Origin of the sequence: Nocardioides sp. SYSU D00038 (genome assembly GCF_016924665.1) — a bacterium.
Classification (GTDB): Bacteria; Actinomycetota; Actinomycetes; order Propionibacteriales; family Nocardioidaceae; genus Nocardioides.
Map to the genome: position 1 here is coordinate 72717 of NZ_JAFFJT010000024.1, position 19602 is coordinate 92318.

Annotated in this window: 20 protein-coding genes; 9 read left to right on the top strand and 11 right to left on the bottom strand. The window is 73.5% G+C overall.

Going from position 1 to position 19602, the window contains the following annotated elements:
• The first annotated feature begins 50 nt into the window (after positions 1-50).
• Positions 51-1817, top strand: coding sequence for a DUF2207 domain-containing protein (locus tag JT721_RS13980; protein ID WP_205473859.1), 1767 nt, complete (start codon positions 51-53; stop codon positions 1815-1817).
• A gap of 57 nt (positions 1818-1874) precedes the next feature.
• Positions 1875-2435, top strand: coding sequence for a LemA family protein (locus JT721_RS13985; protein WP_205473860.1), 561 nt, complete (start codon positions 1875-1877; stop codon positions 2433-2435).
• A gap of 202 nt (positions 2436-2637) precedes the next feature.
• On the opposite strand, the gene JT721_RS13990 is transcribed toward JT721_RS13985, so the two are convergent.
• The 3 genes from JT721_RS13990 to JT721_RS14000 all read right to left on the bottom strand — a co-directional run bounded on the left by JT721_RS13990 (position 2638) and on the right by JT721_RS14000 (position 5827).
• Positions 2638-3576 (bottom strand): SDR family oxidoreductase, encoded by a 939-nt coding sequence (locus tag JT721_RS13990; protein WP_205473861.1) that lies wholly within the window; start codon positions 3574-3576, stop codon positions 2638-2640.
• A gap of 39 nt (positions 3577-3615) precedes the next feature.
• Positions 3616-4479 carry an aldo/keto reductase gene (locus JT721_RS13995; protein ID WP_205473862.1) on the bottom strand — a complete coding sequence of 288 codons (864 nt, stop codon included), beginning with the start codon at positions 4477-4479 and terminating at the stop codon, positions 3616-3618.
• 736 nt (positions 4480-5215) lie between these two features.
• Positions 5216-5827, bottom strand: coding sequence for an alpha-ketoglutarate-dependent dioxygenase AlkB (locus tag JT721_RS14000; protein WP_205473863.1), 612 nt, complete (start codon positions 5825-5827; stop codon positions 5216-5218).
• Positions 5828-5947: 120 nt separating this feature from the next.
• On the opposite strand from JT721_RS14000, the gene JT721_RS14005 reads away from it, so the two are divergent.
• Positions 5948-6664: a GntR family transcriptional regulator gene (locus JT721_RS14005; RefSeq protein ID WP_307828059.1), complete on the top strand. Its 717-nt coding sequence runs from the start codon at positions 5948-5950 to the stop codon at positions 6662-6664.
• On the opposite strand, the gene JT721_RS14010 is transcribed toward JT721_RS14005, so the two are convergent.
• Positions 6651-7004, bottom strand: coding sequence for a hypothetical protein (locus JT721_RS14010; protein ID WP_205473864.1), 354 nt, complete (start codon positions 7002-7004; stop codon positions 6651-6653). The two genes, JT721_RS14005 and JT721_RS14010, sit on opposite strands and share 14 nt — an antisense overlap.
• A 53-nt stretch (positions 7005-7057) precedes the next feature.
• On the opposite strand from JT721_RS14010, the gene JT721_RS14015 reads away from it, so the two are divergent.
• Genes JT721_RS14015 through JT721_RS14030 form a run of 4 tightly spaced genes read left to right on the top strand, consistent with a single transcriptional unit; the run spans position 7058 to position 9115 of the window.
• Entirely contained in the window at positions 7058-7387 is a 330-nt protein-coding gene (locus JT721_RS14015) for a hypothetical protein (RefSeq protein ID WP_205473865.1), read from the top strand.
• 1 nt (position 7388) lies between these two features.
• Complete coding sequence (locus JT721_RS14020; protein ID WP_205473866.1) at positions 7389-8129, top strand: hypothetical protein; 741 nt, start codon at positions 7389-7391, stop codon at positions 8127-8129.
• 9 nt (positions 8130-8138) lie between these two features.
• A complete protein-coding gene (locus JT721_RS14025) occupies positions 8139-8828 on the top strand; it encodes a copper homeostasis protein CutC (protein ID WP_205473867.1) in 690 nt (229 codons plus the stop codon).
• Positions 8825-9115: a DUF4031 domain-containing protein gene (locus JT721_RS14030; RefSeq protein WP_205473868.1), complete on the top strand. Its 291-nt coding sequence runs from the start codon at positions 8825-8827 to the stop codon at positions 9113-9115. Before JT721_RS14025 ends, JT721_RS14030 begins: the two co-directional genes overlap by 4 nt.
• On the opposite strand, the gene JT721_RS14035 is transcribed toward JT721_RS14030, so the two are convergent.
• Both JT721_RS14035 and JT721_RS14040 read right to left on the bottom strand, forming a co-directional pair.
• Positions 9101-9589 carry a DUF1360 domain-containing protein gene (locus tag JT721_RS14035; protein WP_205473869.1) on the bottom strand — a complete coding sequence of 163 codons (489 nt, stop codon included), beginning with the start codon at positions 9587-9589 and terminating at the stop codon, positions 9101-9103. The two genes, JT721_RS14030 and JT721_RS14035, sit on opposite strands and share 15 nt — an antisense overlap.
• Positions 9590-9706: 117 nt before the next feature.
• Positions 9707-10321, bottom strand: a complete 615-nt coding sequence (locus JT721_RS14040; RefSeq protein ID WP_205473870.1) for a hypothetical protein — start codon at positions 10319-10321, stop codon at positions 9707-9709.
• A 73-nt stretch (positions 10322-10394) separates the two neighbouring features.
• Here JT721_RS14040 and JT721_RS14045 point away from each other — a divergent pair, with 73 nt between their 5' ends.
• The gene (locus JT721_RS14045; protein WP_205473871.1) at positions 10395-10769 is read left to right on the top strand and encodes a nuclear transport factor 2 family protein; all 375 of its coding nucleotides are present in this window, start codon (positions 10395-10397) and stop codon (positions 10767-10769) included.
• Between the two features lie 6 nt (positions 10770-10775).
• Here JT721_RS14045 and JT721_RS14050 read toward each other — a convergent pair whose 3' ends face one another.
• The 3 genes from JT721_RS14050 to serA form a co-directional block, all read right to left on the bottom strand.
• Complete coding sequence (locus tag JT721_RS14050; protein WP_205473872.1) at positions 10776-11639, bottom strand: oxygenase MpaB family protein; 864 nt, start codon at positions 11637-11639, stop codon at positions 10776-10778.
• A 105-nt stretch (positions 11640-11744) separates the two neighbouring features.
• Positions 11745-12926 carry an RtcB family protein gene (locus JT721_RS14055; protein ID WP_205473873.1) on the bottom strand — a complete coding sequence of 394 codons (1182 nt, stop codon included), beginning with the start codon at positions 12924-12926 and terminating at the stop codon, positions 11745-11747.
• A gap of 104 nt (positions 12927-13030) precedes the next feature.
• Positions 13031-14230, bottom strand: coding sequence for a phosphoglycerate dehydrogenase (gene serA / locus JT721_RS14060; RefSeq protein WP_205473874.1), 1200 nt, complete (start codon positions 14228-14230; stop codon positions 13031-13033).
• Positions 14231-14335: 105 nt separating this feature from the next.
• Here serA and JT721_RS14065 point away from each other — a divergent pair, with 105 nt between their 5' ends.
• Positions 14336-15922, top strand: a complete 1587-nt coding sequence (locus JT721_RS14065; protein WP_205473875.1) for an alpha/beta hydrolase — start codon at positions 14336-14338, stop codon at positions 15920-15922.
• Between the two features lie 601 nt (positions 15923-16523).
• Here the strand turns inward: JT721_RS14065 and JT721_RS14070 are convergent.
• Both JT721_RS14070 and JT721_RS14075 read right to left on the bottom strand, forming a co-directional pair.
• A complete protein-coding gene (locus JT721_RS14070) occupies positions 16524-17876 on the bottom strand; it encodes a TrpB-like pyridoxal phosphate-dependent enzyme (RefSeq protein WP_205473876.1) in 1353 nt (450 codons plus the stop codon).
• 72 nt (positions 17877-17948) lie between these two features.
• Complete coding sequence (locus JT721_RS14075) at positions 17949-19598, bottom strand: DNA repair helicase XPB (protein WP_205473877.1); 1650 nt, start codon at positions 19596-19598, stop codon at positions 17949-17951.
• Between the last annotated feature and the right edge of the window lie 4 nt (positions 19599-19602).

A 19602-nucleotide genomic window follows, 5' to 3' on the forward strand; every position in this document is an offset into this window, starting at 1 on the left:
CGGGTCGGGCTACAGACGAACCACCCGCGCTGGCCCTAGTGTTCCTGCCCGTGAAGAGGATCGTCGGTTCGCTCATCGGTCTCGCGGTCGTGCTCGCCGTGCTGGCCTCGCCGGTGCTCGCCTGGAACCTCTCCTTCGGCGACCCCGGCTACGAGCCCACGTCGATCTCCGACTACGTCGCCGACTTCACCATCGACGGCGACGGCGACCTCACGGTCGTCGAGACGCTCACGGTCAGCTTCCCCGGCTCCGACAAGCACGGCATCTTCCGGTTCTTCGACCGGGTCGACCCCGCCGCCGAGGACAAGCGCCGCGAGCCCGACGACATCTCGGTGACCCGCGACGGCGCCAACGAGCCGTTCGAGGTGCTCGAGGAGCAGCACGGCCGGCTGACCAACGTCAAGATCGGCTCGGCCGACACGTTCATCAGCGCCGGCGACCACGTCTACACGATCCGCTACACGATCGAGGACGTGATCGAGCCGGGGCAGGAGGTCGACGCCGAGAGCCAGTTCTACTGGAACCTCGTGCCCAGCGGCTGGCAGCAGGACATCGCCCGCTCCGAGCTCACCGTCAACCTCCCGGCCGCCTCGAGCACCGACGTGCAGTGCGCCGTCGGGGTGGGCGAGACCGGCGGCTGCGAGGTCGAGGGCGCGGGCACCCGCACCCTCGTCGTGCGCACCGGGCCGCTCGACGACCACACCCCGGTCACGATCAAGACCGGCGTCGACATGCCGACCCCCGACGACGGCGAGACCGTGCCGTGGCCGGCCCGGTGGGACCGGGTGCTCTCGACCAGCCCGGTGCTGCTCGGGCTGGTGCTGCTGGCGGCGCTCGGCGCCGGGCTCGTCGGCGCGACGCTGGGCGCCCGGTCGCGCGAGAAGCCGCCGGCCTTCCCGCTGCAGTACGCGCCGCCGGAGGGCATCGGGCCGGCCCAGGCGGCGTACGTGCTCACCGAGAAGACCGACAACACGGCGTACGTCGCGACGCTCATGCACGCCGCCGAGAAGGGCGCGATCTCGCTCGACCGCAACGGCGACTCCTGGACGATCACCGACCTCAACGCGCCGGACTCGCCGACGAACAAGTGGAGCGGCCTCGACGAGGTGACGGTCGGCGCGGCGCACATCCTCAGCGGCCCGGGCAGCTCGTTCACGGCGTCGCGCACGAGCGTGTCGGCAGGTGAGCGGCTGCGCACCGAGCTCAGCAGCTTCGCCGACGACGTCAAGGGCTGGGCGCGCTCGTCGGGCAACGTGGTGCCGTCGGGGCTGGGCGGCTTCGGCGGCCTGCTCGTGCTGGCCTGCTTCGCGCTCGTGGTGGTCGCCGCGATCTGGAACCCCTTCGACATGACGATGGTGGGGCTGGTGCCGGGCGCGTTCGCCGTCGGCGGCGCGTCGCTGATGGCCACCGGCTCCGGCACCAGCCGCACCCGCAAGGGCCGCGACCTGTGGAGCCGCGTGGGCGGTTTCCACCGGGTGCTCTCGACGCCGTCGAGCAAGGAGCGCTTCGACTTCTCCGGCCGCGAGGAGCTCTACACGGCGTACGTCCCGTGGGCGGTGGCGCTCGGCTGCGCCCAGGAGTGGGCGGCCAAGTACCGCTCCGAGGTCGGCGCCGAGCCGCCGGTGCCCGCCTACTGGGGCGGCTACGCCGGCGCCCACACCGCCGACCACGTCGACTCGATGGTCAGCGACTTCAGCTCGACCGTCGACAGCGCCATCTCCGCCTACAACGCGACCCAGACCTCCTCGTCCTCCGGCGGCGGTGGCGGGTTCTCCGGTGGCGGCGGCGGTGGCGGCGGCGGTGGCGGCTCCTGGTGACCGCCCCGCCCGTGCACCACTACCGTGTGACCTCCCGAGAGAACAGGAACTAGAACGATGCTCATCGCCATCATCGTGATCGTGGTGATCGTGGCCCTGGTGGGCTTCGTGATCATGGGGTTCAACAAGCTCCGCACCAGCGACGTGAGCGCCGAGGAGGCCCTGGGCGGCATCGACGTCCAGCTCACCCGCCGCGCGGAGCTGATCCCCAACCTCGTCGAGACCGTCCGGGGCTACGCCAGCCACGAGAAGGCGGTCTTCGAGGAGGTCACCCGGGCCCGGGCCGGCGTCCAGGCCGCCGCGGCCGGCGACGACGTGCCGGCCAAGGCCGCCGCCGACGCCGCGCTGCAGCAGGCGCTGGTGCGGGTCAACGCGGTCGCCGAGGCCTACCCCGACCTCAAGGCCAACACGAACTTCCTCGAGCTCCAGACCCAGCTGGCCGAGACCGAGAACCAGATCGCCTTCGCCCGTCAGTACTACAACGACGCCGTCGCGACCCTCAACAAGCTGGTGCTCACCATCCCGTGGATGTTCTTCACCGGCATCGCCAACGTGCACAAGCGCGAGTTCTACGACGCCCCGGAGGGCCAGGCCACCGCCCCGCAGGTCGAGTTCTGACCGACGCCCCCGACGGGGCGGGGGCGGGGCCGCCCGGTGCGGTAGTCACGGACGTGGGGGGGCCCCGACGGCCCCGGCCGCCCCCCCCACGCCCCCGCGAAACCCCCCCCGGGGGGGGTATCCCCGGCGGTCCGGCCGCCGACCGGGCGGCCCCCGCCGCCCCAACGCCCGTGACTACCCCGGCCGGGCGCCGCTGGCCGGGTCACTCCGGCGTGACCCCCTGGAGGGTCCGGCGGACGTTGCGCACGATGCCGGCGAGCGCGCCGCCGGGGTCGCCGCGCAGCGCGTTGCCGGCCTGCCGCGACTCCAGCACGTTGCCGGGGCCGGGCTCGACCGGGCGGTCGAGGTCGGTGGCGCCGATCGGGAACGCGCGCCCGATCAGCCGGACGTAGACCCAGGGCAGCGCGGTGTAGCCCAGCCGGAGCACGTCGTTGGTCACCGCCAGCTGCGGCGGCAGCCACGGGTGCCGCAGCCGGCGCAGCACCTGGCCGGCGACCCGCTCGGGGCTCGCGACCGGCGGCGGCGGACGCCCGACGAAGCCGGCGTAGTTGGCGGCCTGGGTGTAGATCGGGGTGTCGACACCGCCGGGCGCGACGTAGTCGACGTGCACGCCGGGCAGGTCGCGGTTCTCCAGGTCCAGGTGGCGGGCCAGGGCGCGCACCGCCCACTTGCTCACGGCGTACGGCGTCATCGACGGCACCCCGATGTGGCCGATGACCGAGCCGACCAGCACCAGGTGGCCCTCACCCTGCCGCCTCAGCACCGGTACGACGTGGCGGGCGACGTTCGCTGAGCCCAGCAGGTTGGTGCGCAGCACGCCGTCGAAGACCTCGACCGGAACGTCCTCGACCCGGCCGTAGGCCACCACCCCGGCGGCGTTCACGACCGCGTCGATGGAGCGGTGCTGCTCCAGCGTGCGGGCCACCAGGCGCGCGACCGCGTCGTCGTCGCCGACGTCGGTGGGCTGCACGACGGTCGACGCGGCGCCCAGCCGGTCGCACTCGGCGGCGACCTCGTCGAGCGAGGCGCGACCGCGGGCGGCCAGCACGAGGTGGGCGCCGTCACGGGCGGCGTGGAGGGCGGTGGCGCGACCGATGCCGCTGGACGCGCCGGTCACGACGATCACGGGTGGGTTGCTCATGCGCCCCGGTGCCCGCTCGGGCGAGGAGGAGACGGGCGCTCAGCCCGCCAGCGTGCCGAGCCGCGCGACCTCGTCGTCGGTGAGCGTGAGGCCGGCCGCCGCGGTGTTCTCCTCCAGGTGCGCCACCCGGGAGGTGCCCGGGATCGGCAGCACCACGGGCGAGAGCTGCAGCAGCCAGGCCAGCGCGACCTGGGTGACGCTGGCGTCGTGCGCCGCCGCCACCTCCTGCAGCACCCCGCCGTCGTCGAGGTGGTCCTTGACCGGCCGCCACGGGATGAACCCGATGCCGAGCTCGGTGCAGCGGGCCAGCAGGTCGTCGGCGGTGCGGGTGCCGAGGCTGAACCGGTTCTGCACCGTCGCGATCGGCGCCACCGCGCGGGCCGCCTCGAGCTGCTCGACGGTGATCTCGGAGAGCCCGAGGTGCCGGATCTTGCCCTCCTCCTGCATCGCCCGCAGCTCGCCGACCTGGTCCTCGAGCGGGTACGCCGGGTCGATCCGGTGCAGCTGGAACAGGTCGATCGACTCGACCCGCAGCCGCCGCAGCGACAGCTCCACCTGCTGGCGCAGGTACGCCGGCTGCCCCAGCATCGTCCACTGCCCGGGCCCCTGCCGGGTCCAGCCGGCCTTGGTCGCGATGACCACGTCGTCGGCGTAGGGGTGCAGCGCCTCGGCCAGCAGCTCCTCGGCCACCACCGGACCGTAGGAGTCGGCCGTGTCGAAGAACGTGATCCCGAGCTCGACGGCCCGCCGCAGCACCCGCACCGCCTCGTCGTGGTCCTCCGGCGGCCCCCACACCCCGGGTCCGGTGAGCTGCATGGTGCCGTAGCCGAGGCGGACCACGGGCAGCTCACCCCCGATCGCGAAGGTCCCGGACGCGGCGGCAACGGTGTCGGTGGAGGTCATGCCCGCCCCAACCCCCTCGACGCCCTCCCCATTCCGCCGCGGCCACCGCTGGTCGGAGAGGGCCGATGCCCCTCACTCGTTACCCGGTGAGCCGACCGCCCTCCGGTGCGTGGCGACTCCGCGGACGGGGCTCGGGGGGGCTGACCCCGGGTCGTGTGATCCAGCGGGCGGGTGACTGTTGGTGGGGTGGGAGCGGGGTGCCGCGCGGGGTGGGCACTACGACTGCTGCGCGCCGGACGTCGTTCGGCACTCGTTGCCGTGTCGCCGGACCCTGCCCTGCGGTTCCCCAGGTCGTCAGCGGCGCCACGCCGCCGTTGACGTGCCGAACGCCGCCTGTCGCTCCGCCGCCTCCGTGCCGGGCGGCGCGGCACGCCGGCGTGCGTGCTGCTGGTCGAGCAGCGAGCGCCAGCGAGCGTCGTCGAGACCCCGTACGACGACCGCCCACCCTCACCGCTGGTTGAGGAACGACGAAGTCGTGTCTCGAAACCCGGTGAGAGGCAGAAGCCCTCCCGTTCCCACCGGGGGGCGTTCGACCGTCTGGGGTCTCGACCGGCGCTCCTCGCTGGCTCGTCGCTGCTCGACCACCGGTGGGCGCCGCTGGTTGAGGAGGGACGAAGTGCCTCACTCGTTGCCCGGTGAGCCAACAGCCCTCCCGTTCCCACCGGAGGGCGTTCGGCCGGCGGGGGTTTCGAGACAGTTGCTAGCGCAACTTCCTCAACCAGCGTTGGGTCACGCCTCAGAAGACGTTGAGCGGGCGGAACTGCACGGAGATGCGGGGGCCGGCGCCGGCGACCTTGGGGACGGCGTGCTCCCAGGTGCGCTGGCAGGAGCCGCCCATGACCACGAGGTCGCCGTGGCCCATCTCGATCGAGATCGACTCGCCGCCCCACCGGGGGCGCAGGCAGAGCTTGCGGGGGTCGCCGAGGGAGACGATCGCGACCATGGTGTCCTGCAGGCGGCCACGGCCGATGGTGTCGCCGTGCCAGGCGACGCTGTCACGGCCGTCGCGGTAGTAGCAGCAGCCGGCGGTCACGAACGGCTCGCCCAGCTCGGGGTGGTAGTGGTCGGAGAGCCGGTCGCGGGCCTCCTCGAGCACCGGGTGCGGCAGCGTCTCGTCGAGCATGTAGGTGTGCAGCAGCCGGGGCACGTCGACCACGCGGTCGTACATCTGGCGGCGCTCGGCGCGCCACGGGACCTCGGAGACGAGGGTCTCGAACACCTCGTCGGCGCGGGGCACGAAGGCCCGCAGCACGTCGACCCACGCGCCGCGCTCGAGGGGCGTGCGCTCGACGTCGGCCAGGTCGGCGAAGGTGGTGGGGGACTCGAAGAGCGAGGTCTGGAAGTCCATCCCCGCATGCTAGCCCACGATCGAACAGGTGTTCGACCAGGGCCGTCCGGAGTGTCGCGCCGCGCCGGGTTCTGGACCGAACACGAGACGGAACACGTTCCACCTGTCTAGTCTGGCGGGGTGGACAAGGTGCTGGCCCCGGACGCGCGTGCGCTCAAGCACGTCCAGGTCCGCGAGTACGTCCGCGCGCTGATCACCGATCTCGACCCCGGCTCGCCGGCGCCGTCGGAGCGCGAGCTGGTGCAGCGCTTCGGTGTGGCCCGGATGACGGTGCGCCAGGCGATGGACGCGCTCGTCGTCGAGGGGCTGCTCGAGCGGATCCCCGGCCGGGGCACCTTCGTGGCCACGCCGCGCCGGGTCGCGAGCACGATCACCAGCTACACCGACGACATGTCACGGCGCGGTCTGCTGGCCGAGTCGCAGACGCTGCTGGCCCGTCGCGAGCAGGCCGGCCCGGGCGTGGCCCGCGCGCTGAGCCTCACCGAGGGCGACCCCGTCATCCACTGGAAGCGGCTGCGGCGCGCCGACGGCCTCCCGATGTGCATCGAGGACGCCTACCTCAACGAGGTGCTGCTCCCCGGTTTCCTGCAGAGCGGCATGCCGACCAGCCTGTACGACGCGCTCGCCCAGCGCGGGCTGCGGCCGACCTGGGCCGAGGACTCCATCACCGCCGACGCCGCCGGCGAGGAGGAGGCGGGGCTGCTCGAGATCGCGGCCGGCACCCCGGTGCTGCGCCACTCGCGCCGCGCGCTCGCGGGCGAGAAGGTCGTCGAGGTGTCGCGCACCGTCTTCCGCTCCGACCGCTACACGCTCTGGGTCCAGCTCAGCGACGGGTGAGCCGCAGGCCGCCCAGCGGTGCGACCACGTCGCCGGACTCCTCGCAGACCCACACCGGGTCCGGCCCGCCGAGGTCCGGCTGGATGTAGAGGCTGTGCTCCGGCCCCTCGCAGACCCGGCACAGCGGCCACCGGCCGCGGCTCTCGAACAGCCCGTCCTGCACGTCCTGGGCGACCAGCCCGGCGACGTAGACCCGGCCCTCGGGCCACTGGTCGGCCCACCACTCTCGGTCGGAGACGGCGTCCTCGAGGAGCGAGACCGCCTCGGGAGTCGCCTGGCCGCAGGCCTCGAGGTCCGCGAGGACCCGCGCCCTCGCCGAGAACAGCGGCTGGTTGTCCACAGCCACAGTCTGCCGGGGTTTCCCAACCCGCGCCGCTCGGGCAGCGTCGGGCCATGGACACCGACCTGCTCACCTGCTCCTGGCCCGACCTCGACCGGCTCCCGGTCCTCCTCGACGAGGCTGGCCGGGCCGCCGACCTGATCCTCGACCACGCCGTCACGTGGGCCTGCCGCGACGACGGGTTCGCGCCCAGCCCGGTGTGCGTGCTGCGGCCGCTCGCCGGCGTGCTCGACGAGGTAGCCGACGGGTTCGCCGCCGTACGCCGGGGACTGCTCGCCGAGCTGGCCGCCACCGGGGCCGCCGTGGCCGCCGCCCGGGGCGGGCTCGAGGCGACCGAGCGCGGCGTCGCCGACGGCTTCCGCGCGCTCGCGGGGGCGGTGTGAGGTGCTGCCGGCGGTCGCTTCGCCCCGGTTCGCGGTGCCGCCGCGCGGCGAGCCGGTGCTCGTCCACGACGCGACGTTCGCGGCCTGGGACCGGTCGTTCTCGGCGATGCGCGACCTGGTCAACCTCGGCGTCGACGCGCTCAACGAGGTGGGCGCCGGCCTGCCGCGGCTCCCGGGCGGCAGCCTGGAGGAGCTCCTGGTCCTGCCGTTGACCGGCGACTACGGCGCGATCGCCCAGAACGCCACCGCCTGCCGTGACGTGGCCGACGCGCTGGGGGAGTGGGCCGGCGACGTGGGCCGGGTCGGCGCCGCGGTCGCCGTCGGTTGGCTCGGCAGGGCGGGGCTGGCCTGCGCGCTGCGGCTGGAGGCGCTCGCGGTCGGCTCGGTCGCCCTGGCCGGCCTGGTGCGCGCCGGGGCCTGCGTGCTCGACGACGTCGCGGTCACCAGTGAGCGGCTCGGGCGGGAGGTCGAGCGGCTGGTGGTCGAGCTGGGCGAGGCGCTGGCCCGCTGCGTGCGACGGCTGCTGACCCGGGTCTCGGGCCCGCTCGGCTGGGGCGTGCTGGCCGCCGAGGTCGCGCTCGAGGGGCTCTCGGCGGTGACCGACCTGGTCGACGACGTGCGCCGGGTGGTCTCGCTCGTCGACGCGCTGCTCGACCTGCGCGACACCGTCGCCGAGTGGGCGGGCGAGCAGGCCGAGCGGCTCCGGGTGCTGCGCGCCCTCCCCGACGCGCTGACTCCCTAGAGTGGAGGCATGCCGCTGCTCGAGGTGCTCGTCCGCCACGAGCGCGACGTCGCCGGGGCGGTCGAGGGCGGGGCCGACCGACTCCACGTGGTCACCGCCGCGGGCACCTCCCCGGAGCCGGCCACCGTGTCGGCGGTGCGCCGCGAGAGCGACCTGCCGGTCTTCGTGGTGCTGCGGCTCGGCGACACCTGGACCACCACCGGAGGTGAGCTCACCCGGCTGGTCGGGCTGGCCCACGACTACCTCGGCATCGGCGCCGCGGGCGTCTCCTTCGCCTTCCTCGACAGCGAGCTCGAGGTCGACACCGAGGTCTGCCTCCATCTCGCCGGCGAGCTGCCCGGGGTGCCCTGGACCTTCCACTCCGCGCTCGACCACACCCTCGACCCGCGCCGCAGCTGGCGTCGGCTGCTCGGCCTGCCCGGGCTGGTCGGCGTCCACTCCGCCGGCTCGCCGCGCGGGATGGTCGAGGGCTACGACGACCTGCTCGCCACCGCCGAGGCCGACGACCGGATCGCCAGGCTCCTGGTGCCCGCGGGCGGCCTGCTGGCCGAGCAGGTGCCGTGGCTGGTGCGGGCCGGGGTGGCCCAGTTCCACGTCGACCGGCAGGTGCGCCCCACCGGCAGCGACCGCGCGTACGTCGACGCCGCGCTGGTGCGGTCGTGGCGGCGGCTGCTCGACGACGCCGGGGGTCGGGTGTGATCATCATCGACCCGCCCAACGCCGCCGGGCACGGCCGGCTCTGGTCCCACCTGGCCAGCGACGAGTCCTACGCCGAGCTGCACGCCTTCGCGCGCGACCTCGGCATCCCCGAGCGGGGCTTCGACCGCGACCACTACGACGTGCCTGCGGAGTGGTACGACCGGGTGCTGGCGCTGGGTGCCACCCCGGTCTCCTCCCGGGAGCTGGTGGCCCGCCTGGTGGCGGCCGGGCTGCGCCGGCGCAAGGGTGCGGCCCCCGGTCGAGGTGGGCGCTCAGCCGGCGCGTAGCCGTTCGTAGGCGTGCTGCGCGGCGTCCGACAGCGCGCTGACCACGAGCACGGCGGCCGCCGTCCGGGTCGGTCGCGGCGCCAGGACCAGACCGGCGACGTAGGCGGTGGAGACCCACACGCCGAGGCAGAACGGGCAGGTGATGAGCTCGCCCACGGTGTGGCGCACGCCGTGGTCACCCCGGGCCTCCTCGGCGTGCTCGGACGCGCCGGTCGCCTCCCGGAACTCGGTGAACGGCGCGCGCAGCGGGCTCGCCACCGACGACTTGGACAGCAGCCGGCTGAGCTTGTGGACCGCCAGCCCGCCGAGGGCCAGGTCGAGGGGGTGGTGCTGGTCGGGGAGCTCGCGCCCCGCGAGGCGGGCGCCGCCCACCAGCGCCGCGAGCGCGGTGGTGTAGGCCGCCAGGCTGCCGGCGGAGCCCGCGACGTCGACCTCGCCGGACGGGTCGTAGGCGTGCCGAAGGTGACCCAGCACGGTCACCAGCCCCCGGGCGGGCGCGCCCACAGCAGCCGGACCAGGAAGAGTCGCACGAACGTCATGCCCCATCGGTGTCCGCAGCTGGGCCGGTCAACCCCACCCCGGGGAGTGAACTCAGGCCGAGGCCCGCCCGTTCTCCAGCCGGTCGAGCTCGCGGGCCAGGTTGGCCCGGGCGGTGGCCTCCCAGTGGTCCCGGGCGTACGCCGTGTGGAACAGCGTCGGCTTGTCGTCGAGCCCCCGCAGCACCGCGGCCCGACCGAGGCGGAAGTCGTCGTCGCCGACGTGGGCGTACTCGCGCCGCACCGCGGCGACGTAGTCGTCGTAGCGCGGGGCCGGCGCCGCCAGGATCGCCAGGTCGGCGTCGGACAGCGCGCACCCGTTGGTGTCGGCGTCCTCCGGGCGGTGGGTCTCGGTGAGCCGGACCAGCCGGGCGACCTCAGCGACCAGGGTGGCGTCGACCAGTGCGGGCAGCGCGTCCTCGGCCCAGCACGCCGACCGATCCTCGGCGTCGCGCTCGCCGTCGTAGACCCCGTCGTGGAACCAGGCGGCCAGCCGCACCGCCACCTCGTCGAAGCCGACTCCCGCAGCCGCGAGCTCGTCGAGCCGGTCGAGCACCTCGGTCAGGTGCAGGGTGTCGTGGTAGCCCCGCGCGGGGTCGGCGTACGCGGCGACCAGCTCGTCGCGCAGGTCGTGGGCGTCAGGGAGGGGCCATCTGTCACCGAGGTCCATAGGCGCTCCATCAAACCAGCGATACGGTGTCCGGCGGAACACCGCAGCCGGTGCAGGATTTCGAGAGGACCCCATGGTGGCGACCCGCGAGCAGATCGAGCAGACCGTCCGGGCGTACGTCGACCGCGTCGCCACCGGCACGGCCGACCAGGTGCTGGAGCTCTACGCCGACGGCGCCACGGTGGAGGACCCGGTCGGCACCGAGGTGCGGACCACCCGGGAGTCGATCCGCGAGTTCTACGCGCCGCTGGAGACCATGGACCAGACCGGGCGGCTGGTCACGGTGCGGATCGCCGGCAACGAGGCTGCCTTCGAGTTCGAGCTGGTCTCGCGGGCCGGCGACCAGACCTACACGCTCTCGCCGATCGACGTGATGACCTTCGACGACGACGGGCGGATCACCAGCATGCGGGCGTTCTGGTCGGGCGAGGACATGGTCGTCGGCTGACCCGCCTCAGGAGGCCCGGGGCTCCGGCGGGGTCAGCGCCCAGCGGATGGTGCCGGTGGCCAGCGAGCCGAGCCCGCGCACCACGGTGCGCTCGGTGACCGGCAGCCACGGCAGCCGCAGGTGGATGCGGGTCCAGGCCGGCATCAGGCCGATCGCGGCCGCCACCAGCACGCCGTACGGCGCCCGCGCGGCCAGCGGCAGCGGCGGCCGGAACAGCAGGTATCGCACCGCCTCGCGCGCCTCGGGGGTGCCGCGCAGCTCGGGGCGGTACGCCGCCAGCGCCTCGCGCAGCTCGGCCTCCGTGGTGGGCGGGTCGAGCACGCCGAGCTTGCGGGCCACCACGGCGGTCTCGGCGACGTAGCGGTCGCGGCCGGCCCGGTCGAGCGGCTCCCGGCCGTAGAGCGTGTGGGCGCGCAGGAAGCTGTCGACCTCGGCCACGTGCACCCAGCCGAGCAGGTGGGGGTCCGAGGCGGCGTACGGGGTGCCGTCGGGCATGGTGCCGGTGATCCGGTCGTGGATCGAGCGCACCATCCGCACCGCCGACTCGGCGTCGTCGGCGGTGCCGAAGGTGGTCACGGCGAGGAAGTGGCTGGTGCGGTGGAGCCGGCCCCACATGTCGCCGCGGAAGCCCGAGTGCTCCGAGACAGCGCGCATCGCTGCGGGGTGCAGGGTCTGCAGCAGCAGGGCACGGATGCCCCCGACGAACATCGAGGCGTCGCCGTGCACGCGGGCGATCGCGCTGTCGGCCTCGAACCAGCGCGGCCCGGGCCGGCCGTGGATCCGCTCGCGGTGGCGCGGGCCGTCGGGCCCGGCCACGCGGTGGAAGAGCGCCTCGCCGAGCCGGCTGCGGACCTCGGTCACCACTGCCATCCCTCGAGCGTACGCAGGACCTCCGAGCCCGGTCGGCGTCCGGCCCGGCCTCGAGCGCGGCGGGGCCCCGCCACGCGGGGACGTGGCGGGGCCGGGCGAGGCGACTCAGTCGCCCTTGACGTTGACCACCTGGCGCAGCACGTGCCGCACCTCCACGAGGTCCGCGGCGTCGGCCATCACGCGGTCGATGTCCTTGTAGGCGGCGGGGATCTCGTCGACGAAGGCCTCGCTGTCGCGGAACTCGATGCCGGTCATGGCCTCGCGCAGCTGCTCGAGGGTGAACGTGCGACGCGCCCGCGACCGGGAGTACTCCCGGCCCGCGCCGTGGGGTGCCGAGCACAGCGAGACGGGGTTGCCCTTCCCCTCCACGACGTACGACGCGGTGCCCATCGAGCCGGGGATCAGGCCGGGCCGGCCCGCCTCGGCGTTGATGGCGCCCTTGCGCGAGAGCCACACGTCCTTGCCGAAGTGGCGCTCGCGCTCGGTGTAGTTGTGGTGGCAGTTGATCTCCTCCAGCCGCTGCACCTCCCGCTCGTCCGTGGCGCCCACCCACTCGGCGAACTCCCGGACGACCCGGTCCATCATCTCCTCGCGGTTGAGCAGCGCGTAGTCCTGCGCCCACCGCATCTCGCGGACGTAGGCCCAGAACTCGTCGGTGCCCTCGACCAGGTAGGCGAGGTCGCGGTCGGGCAGCGGGATCCACCACTGCTCGCAGAGCCGCCGGGCGACGGTGATCGCGTGCTGGGCGATCCGGTTCCCGACCCCGCGGGACCCGGAGTGGAGGAACAGCCAGACCCGGTCGAGCTCGTCGACGGTCACCTCGATGAAGTGGTTGCCCGAGCCCAGCGTGCCGAGCTGGAGCTCCCACGTCGCGGCGTACGCCCCGGGGTCGAAGCCGGCCTGCTCGGCGGCCACGGTGAGCCGCTCGAGGCGCTCGCGGGTGTGGTCGCGGGTGATCCGGCGGTTGGCGTTGCCGGCCGACAGCGGGACCGCCCGCTCGATGGCCTCGCGGAGCGGCCGGCGCTCGGCCGGGAGCTCGGCGCGGGTCCACTGCGTGCGGACGGCGATCATCCCGCAGCCGATGTCGACGCCGACGGCGGCCGGGATGATCGCGCCCAGCGTGGGGATCACCGATCCGACCGTCGCGCCGCGGCCGAGGTGGGCGTCGGGCATCAGCGCGACGTGGGGGTGGATGAACGGCATCGTCGCCGTCAGCACCGCCTGGTCGCGCGTGCCCTGCTCGAGGATCGAAGCCCAGCTGAGGAGCTTCGTGCTGATCTTCTCCATGGTCCTTCCCTGTTCGGTGCGCACCGGGCGGTGCCCAGTCGGTCAAGGTAGGACCGCGAAAAGGGCTGGCACACCAGGTTTTCGGTGTGCCTGCCGTGCCCGGGTCAGGCGTGCCAGCTCCGCACCCACACCGTGTGGGGCGACGACTCGAGCTTGGCCAGGGTGCCGGCCGGGAGCTCCTCGGGGGTGTCGGTGACGACGTAGCCCTGCTCGCCGCGGGTCGCGAGGTACTGGCCGGTGACGTTGACGCCGTGCTCGGCGAGCAGCCGGTTCACGTCGGCCAGCACGCCGGGGACGTTGACGTGGAGGTAGCCGACCCGGGTGCCCGAGACCAGCTGGGGGGCCTGGACGGCCGGCAGGTCGACGGAGAGCTCGGTGCGGCCCTCGAGCGCGAACCCGGCGAGCTTGCCGGCGACGAACCAGCCGATCTCCTCCTGCGCCTCCTGGGTGGAGCCGCCCACGTGGGGGGTGAGGATCACGTTGTCGAGGCCGCGCAGCACCGACTCGAACTCGTCGCCCTGGGCCTTCGGCTCGACCGGGAAGACGTCGAGGGCCGCGCCGGCGATGTGGCCCGACAGGATGTGGCCGCGGAGCGCGACGTCGTCGACGACCATCCCGCGGGCGGCGTTGATGAACAGCGAGCGGGGCTTCATCTTGCGGAACTGCTCGTCGCCGAAGAAGCCCGCGTTGCCGGGCCGGCCGTCGACGTGCAGCGTGACGACGTCGGCCTCGGCCAGCAGGTCGTCGAGGCTGCGCATCCGGCGGGCGTTGCCGTGGGCGAGCCGGTCGGCGGTGTCGTAGAAGATCACCCGGAGGCCGAGCCCCTCGGCGACGTTCGAGAGCTGGGTGCCGATGTTGCCGTAGCCGACGATGCCGAGCGTGCGGCCGCGGATCTCGTGGCTGCCCTTGGCCGACTTGTCCCAGACGCCGGCGTGCATCTTCTGGGTCTTCTCCGGCAGCCGCCGGGCCAGTGCGATGATCTCGCCGATGACCAGCTCGACGACGCTGCGGGTGTTGGAGTACGGCGCGTTGAAGACCGCCACCCCGCGGGCGGCCGCGGCGACCAGGTCGACCTGGTTGGTGCCGATGCAGAAGCAGCCGATCGCCAGCAGGTCCTCGGCCGCGTCGAGCACGCGGGGGGTGATCGTGGTGTTGGAGCGGATGCCGAGCAGCGAGATGCCGGGCAGGGCGGCGACCAGCTCCTCCTCGCTCATGGAGGCGGCGCGGAGCTCGACCTCGAAGCCGTGGCGCTCCAGCGTCTCGACGGCGACCGGGTGGATGTTCTCGAGCAGCAGGGCCTTCACTCCTGCAAGCCTACGGAGGATCGCCCCCCACCACCGAACCCGCGACACCCCGTGGGACGGCCGTGCGAGCATGGCCCGGACCGGTTCGCTCTCGGAAGGACTGACATGCGACGTACCAGGCTCGCGGCCCTCGCCCTCGCGGTGGGTGCCCTCGCCGCCGGACTGCTCGTCCCCGCCACGACCGGATCGGCCGCCACCGCGGCCGCCCCGGCCCGCCCGGCCCTGGCCGGCATCACCTGGGGACAGTGCAACGACCCCTACCTTGTGCAGGCGGGCGCCAAGTGCGGCACCCTCGCCGTGCCGCTCGACCCGGCCGACCCGGACGGGGAGAAGATCACCCTCGCGGTCTCGCGGATCCTGGCCGACCCCGGCGCCGGGCCCTACCGCGGCGCGATGTTCACCAACCCGGGCGGCCCCGGTGGCTCCGGGCTCTGGGTCGCCGCCCTCGGCGCGGCGGTGCCGGGCAACGTCGGCCGCACCTACGACTGGTACGGCGTCGACCCGCGCGGCGTCGGCGACAGCCGCCCCGCGCTGAGCTGCAACGGGCGCTACTTCGGGTGGGACCGTCCCTCGTACGTGCCGACCAAGGCCTCGATCACCAAGCACTGGCGGAAGAAGACCGAGCGCTACGCGCGGGCCTGCGGCCGCTCGGCCGGCAAGAAGCTGCTGCCGCACCTGCGCACCACCGACGTCGTCGCCGACTTCGAGGCGCTGCGCACCGCGATCGGCGCCGAGAAGGTCAGCTTCTACGGCTTCTCCTACGGCACCTACATCGCGCAGGTCTACGCCACGCTCCACCCCGACCGGCTCGACAAGGTGGTGATGGACGGCGTGATCGACGCCAAGCAGGTCTTCTACCGCTCCAACCTCAAGCAGGACAAGGCGTTCGAGAAGGCGCTGACCAAGTTCTTCGGCTGGGTGGGTCGCCACCACAAGACCTACCAGCTGGGCCGGTCGGCCCGCGCCGTGCGCGGCGAGTTCGAGCGGCTCAAGCGCCGTCTCGACCGGCGCCCCGCCGGCGGCAAGGTCGGCCCGAGCGAGCTGACCGACGCGCTGCTGCCGGCCGGCTACACCGTGGGCGCGTGGCCGACGGTCGCCACGGCGTTCTCCGCGCTGGCCAACAAGGGCAACGCCTCGCTGGTCAAGCAGCTCTACCGCAGCAGCAACCCGGTCGGGAAGGGCGCCGACAACGGCTACGCCGTCTACCTCGGCACCGAGTGCACGGACGCGCCGTGGCCGCGGAAGTGGCGGACCTGGGCCAAGGACAACTGGCGGGTGCACCGCTCGGCGCCGTACCTCACGTGGAGCAACGCCTGGTTCAACGCGCCGTGCCGGACCTGGCCGGTCAAGGCCGGCCCGCGGGTGCAGGTGACCCGCACCTTCGACCGGCCGGTGCTGCTCGTGAGCGAGACCTTCGACGGCGCCACGCCGTACGCCGGGGCACTGGCCACCCGTCGCCTGTTCAAGAAGGCCGCGCTCGTCGAGGGCCGCAACGGCACCACGCACTCCTCCTCGCTCAGCGGCGTGGCCTGCGTGGACGACACGGTCGCGGCGTACCTGCGCACCGGCGCGGTGCCGGCCCGTCGCACCGGCAACCGTTCCGACAAGGTCTGCCCCAAGCTGGCCGCCCCCAAGCCGTCGTCGGGCAAGCTCGCGCTGCTCGACCGGCTTCGCCTGGAGGCGTTCCGCTGACGGGCTGATCGTCGTCCGACGACCCCGTCACCCGAGTCCGGGTGGCGGGGTCGTTGCGTGGGTGGCTGACTGGGACGTGAACCACGCAAAGGCGTGGTTCGTGCTGATGGGGCGGCCGGCGGATCGGCCTGAACGGCGCCCTTGCGTGGTTCGTGCGGCTGGGGGCGCCCTCGATCGAGGTGCGGGGACGGCCGCGCGTAGCAGGCTGAGCCTCGGCGTCACGGGTTCGCTTCGCCGCTGCGCGCCCTTGACCCCGAGCCTCGCTCGGCCTGCCGGCCCGGCGCGCTGCCGGCACGGACTCCGCCCGCGCCGCCGCTGTGGCGGCCGCCAATCTGCCAGAACTACACAATCGAGCTGTTCGTGCAGCTTGAGGGGGCGATCCGAGTACGAACGGCGCCTTTGCGCCGTTCGTGCGAATCGAGGGCGCTATCCGAGGGACGAACCGCGCCTGTGCGCTGTTCGTGCCGACGGCCGGACGCGAATCGACCCGAACAGCTCGATCGAGGAGTTCCGGCTGTCGCACGCCGTCCGCACCACCGACCGGCCGCCGCAACGACCAGGAAGTGGTGCGGACGACGTGTTACACGCGGTCCGTGGCGCCTCAGACCTCGGGCACCCCGGCGAGGGCGGAGGCGAGGTCGGCGTCGGAGAGCGGGTCGTCCTCGAGGCGGCCCCCGAGGAACGCGTCGTAGGCGCCGAGCTCGAGCAGGCCGTGGCCGGAGAGGCCGATCACGATCACCTTCTCCTCGCCGCTGTCGCGGGCGGCGAGGGCCTCGCGGCGGGCCTGGGCGAGGGCGTGCGACGACTCGGGGGCGGCGACGATGCCCTGGGTGCGCGCGAACTCCAGGCCGGCCTCGAAGCACTCGGTCTGGTCGAGGGCGGTGGCGTCGATCAGCCCCTCGTGCACGGCGTGCGAGACCAGCGGCGCCATGCCGTGGTAGCGCAGCCCGCCGGCGTGGATCGGCGAGGGCACGAAGTCGTGGCCGAGCGTGTACATCTTCATCAGCGGCGTCAGGCCGGCGGTGTCGCCGAAGTCGTAGCGGTACTCGCCGCGGGTCAGCGTCGGGCACGAGCTGGGCTCGACCGCCAGGATCCGCGGGTCCTGGGTGCCGGCGAGCTTCTCGCGCAGGAACGGGAAGGCCAGCCCGGCGAAGTTCGACCCGCCGCCCGCGCACCCGACGACCAGGTCGACCGCCGACTCACCGGCCTTGGCGAGCTGGCGCAGCGTCTCCTCGCCGATCACGGTCTGGTGCAGCAGCACGTGGTTGAGCACCGAGCCGAGAGCGTACTTCGTGTCCTCGGCCTGGGCGGCGACCTCGACGGCCTCGGAGATCGCGATGCCGAGCGAGCCGGAGTGGTCCTCGGGGAACGCCTTGCCCGACTCGGTGAGCCGGCTGGGCGAGCGGTGCACGGTGCCGCCGAAGACCTCGATCAGCGTGCGCCGCTGGGGCTTGGTGTCGAACGACGCCCCCACCTGCCACACCTCGCACTGCACGTCGAACAGCGCGGCGGCGTACGACAGCGCGGTGCCCCACTGGCCGGCGCCGGTCTCGGTGGTCAGGCGGGTGATCCCGTGCAGCGAGTTGTAGTAGACCTGCGGGACCGCGGTGTTGGTCTTGTGCGACCCGGCGGGCGAGACGCCCTCGTACTTGTAGTAGATCCGGGCCGGGGTGCCGAGCCGCTGCTCCCAGCGGCGGGCGCGGAAGAGCGGGCTGGGCCGGTACTGGCGGTAGACCTCCCGCACCGGGTCGGGGATCTCGACGTACCGCTCGGTCGTGACCTCCTGCATGATCAGCTCGATCGGGAACAGCGGGCCGAGGTCGTCGGGCCCGACCGGCTCGCGGGTGCCGGGGTGCAGCGGGGGCGGGGGTGGCGTCGGCAGGTCGGCCACGACGTTGTACCAGTGGGTGACCTGCTCGGACTCGTCGAGGGTGAACATCACCTGATCGCTCATGGGCGCAGGCTAGTGACGCGGGAGACCGGTCGGCAGTCCCCGTCTCGCCGCCGAGCCGCCACGCAGGCGGACTCAGGGCGCGAGCGTCCCGAGGTCCTCGGCGTCGACGATCCGGTAGGCGTACCCCTGCTCGGCCAGGAACCGCTGCCGGTTCTGGGCGAACTCCGCGTCGACGGTGTCGCGCGAGACGATCGTGTAGAAGCGCGCGACCTTGCCGCCCTCGCCGGGGCGGAGCAGGCGGCCGAGGCGCTGGGCCTCCTCCTGGCGCGACCCGAACGAGCCGGAGACCTGGATGGCGACCTCGGCCGAGGGCAGGTCGATGGAGAAGTTCGCGACCTTCGAGACCACCAGCAGCCCCAGCTCGCCGGAGCGGAACGCCTCGAAGAGCCGCTGCCGCTCCGCCACCGAGGTGTCGCCCTTGATCACGGGGGCGTCGAGGGCGGCCGAGAGCTCGTCGAGCTGGTCGAGGTACTGACCGATCACCAGCGTCGGGCGGCCGGCGTGCCGCGCGACCAGGTCGCGCACCACGTCGACCTTGTGGTGGGTGCAGGCCGCGAGCCGGTAGCGCTCCTCGGGCTCCGCGGTCGCGTAGACCAGCCGCTCGGACGCCGGCAGCGTGACCCTCACCTCCACGCAGTCGGCCGGCGCGATCCAGCCCTGCGCCTCGATGTCCTTCCACGGCGCGTCGTAGCGCTTCGGCCCGATCAGCGAGAACACGTCGCCCTCGCGGCCGTCCTCGCGCACCAGGGTGGCGGTCAGCCCGATCCGGCGGCGGGCCTGGAGGTCCGCGGTCATCCGGAAGATCGGCGCGGGCAGCAGGTGTACCTCGTCGTAGACGATCAGGCCCCAGTCACGGGCGTCGAGCAGCTCGAGGTGGGGGTAGACGCCCTTCCGCTTCGTGGTCAGCACCTGGTACGTCGCGATCGTGACCGGCCGGACCTCCTTGACCGCCCCGGAGTACTCCCCGATCTCCTCCGCGGTCAGCGAGGTGCGCCGGACCAGCTCGTCCTTCCACTGCCGGGCCGAGACGGTGTTGGTCACGAGGATCAGCGTGGTGGCCTTGGCCTCCGCCATCGCCGCCGCGCCCACCAGCGTCTTGCCGGCGCCGCACGGCAGCACGACGACGCCGGAGCCGCCGTGCCAGAACGACTCCGCCGCCTCGCGCTGGTAGTCGCGCAGGGTCCAGTCGGCCTGGTCGAGCTCGATGGGGTGCGACTCGCCGTCGACGTAGCCCGCGAAGTCCTCGGCCGGCCAGCCCAGCTTGAGCAGCGCCTGCTTGAGGTTGCCGCGCTCGGAGCCGTGCACCACGACGCTGTCGTCGTCGATACGGGCGCCGAGCATGCCCTGCACCTTCTTGGCGCGCAGCACCTCCTCGAGCACCGGCCGGTCGGTCGAGGAGAGCACCAGCCCGTGGGTGGGGTGCTTCTCCAGCCGCAGCCGCCCGTAGCGGGCCATCGTCTCGGCGACGTCGACCAGCAGCGCGTGCGGCACCGCGTAGCGGCTGTACTCAAGGAGCGTGTCGACCACCTGCTCCGCGTCGTGGCCGGCGGCCCGCGCGTTCCACAGCCCGAGCGGCGTGAGCCGGTAGGTGTGGATGTGCTCGGGACTGCGCTCCAGCTCGGCGAAGGGGGCGATCGCCTTGCGGCAGTCGGCCGCGCGCTCGTGGTCGATCTCCAGCAGCAACGTCTTGTCGGACTGGACGATCAGGGGTCCGTCGTTCATCCCC